We start from the raw sequence: 1,694 nt of genomic DNA, 5'->3' as shown, positions 1-1,694 counted from the left end.
TTTTCATATGCCTTGGGTGGGATAACTTGTCGCCTGCCTTGTAACAAGTGAGCTAAATATCCCTAGCATGCATCACAAGGTTTGCTAGTGTACAAAATGAAAATTAGCCGAAGCTGAAGAGGCGCCAAGTGCCAGAATATGTGCGGATGGTAGCGCTGGGATGGGGGAAGCTAGAAAGTAAAACGGGCTTCCCATTGCTGAGAAACCCGTTTTAATACAACATGCTAAAACGTTAGTTTTAGTTCATGCCATAGACTGCATTTTGTTGTTTTCAGTAGTATTCGGAAGTATCTGTTAAATATGAATTCTCTTTATTTATCAATGATTAGGTTCACGATTTTGTCTTCTTAGGTATTGGCTTGTTTTGGTTGCTATGGTTAGATGGGGGTACATATGGGGGTACATGGAATTGAGCCATTTACCCGAGAACGTGAGCTTAAAACGATGTTGTATGAAACCACTTTGCGGGCTTTAGTTGGTAAACCTCAATCAAAAGTTAAAGAGTTAACAGATGGTAAAGGGCTCGGAGTTCGAATCTCTAAGCTGGGCAAGTTAAGCTTTCAGTTCCGCTATAAGATCAGTGGAAAAAGCAAGCGAATGGATTTAGGCGGCTATCCTGAGTTGTCATTGAGGCAGGCAAGGGACTTAACCGAAGAGTGTCGCTCATGGTTAGCCGAAGGGCATGATCCGAAAGTTAAGCGCAGTATGGGGCGTGAGAAGAGCTTGGCCCCTGTTACTGTTGAACAGGCGCTTGAATATTGGATAGAGAACTACGCTAGAGAAAATCGTAAACATGTTGAAAGAGTCATCGTCCAATTTAAACGTCATATTTACCCCTATATAGGGCACTTTCCGCTGGAGCAAACAGAGACAAGGCATTGGATTGAATGCTTTGATCGTATACGGCGTGGAGTAAAGGGTAAGCTAAAGCCTGCGCCAGTCGCAGCAGGGCAAATATTACAAAATGCCAAACAAGCCTTAAGGTTTTGTCGGGTTAGGCGCTATGCGGTCAGCCGTGAGTTAGATGACTTGATTGCCTCTGATGTTGGTCAAAAACAACGGCAAAAAGATAGGGTGTTATCAGATATTGAGATGTATGACCTAATGCGCTCAATTCAAAATGGCAAAGGCGCGTTTTATATGCGTTATTTGTGTCAGCTTTTGCTCGTGTTTGGGGCCAGAACCCAAGAGTTGCGCTTATCAACCTTTGATGAGTGGGATCTGGAGCGTGAGCTGTGGACAGTGCCTAAAGCTCATAGCAAAACCAATAAGATCATAATTCGACCCATACCCGCTAAAGTGAAGCCTATCATTGAATTTTTGTATAAACGTCATGGTGATTCAGGCTATCTATTAGGTGAATTGAAAAGTTGTGAGACGGTGAGCTGCTGCGGTGGGCTCATTTATAAGCGATTAAAACATAAAGAATCATGGTCGCTACATGATTTACGCCGAACCTTTACGACCAAGCTTAATGATCTTGGTGTAGCTCCGTATGTTGTCGAGCAGCTGTTGGGCCATTCATTAGGTGGGGTTATGGCCATTTACAATCGTAGCCAATATTTACCTGAAAAACTCGCCGCCTTAAATATGTGGTGTGAGTGGTTAGAACTGTTGGTCAATCCCGCCGATAACGTGGTGCTTATCAATACAGCCAAGACAGGTTAACTCAACATTTTGTGTCAGCGGGTAAG

1 protein-coding gene is annotated in these 1,694 nt (G+C 43.6%); it reads left to right on the top strand.

The features are described 5' to 3' along the window. The first annotated feature begins 393 nt into the window (after nucleotides 1-393). Nucleotides 394-1,668 carry a tyrosine-type recombinase/integrase gene (locus tag ACQY6Q_RS12270; RefSeq protein WP_427981807.1) on the top strand — a complete coding sequence of 425 codons (1,275 nt, stop codon included), beginning with the start codon at nucleotides 394-396 and terminating at the stop codon, nucleotides 1,666-1,668. Nucleotides 1,669-1,694: the final 26 nt, after the last annotated feature.

This window comes from Agarivorans sp., from assembly GCF_050295395.1.
GTDB lineage: Bacteria > Pseudomonadota > Gammaproteobacteria > Enterobacterales > Celerinatantimonadaceae > Agarivorans.
This window is presented reverse-complemented; position numbering and strand designations above follow the sequence as displayed.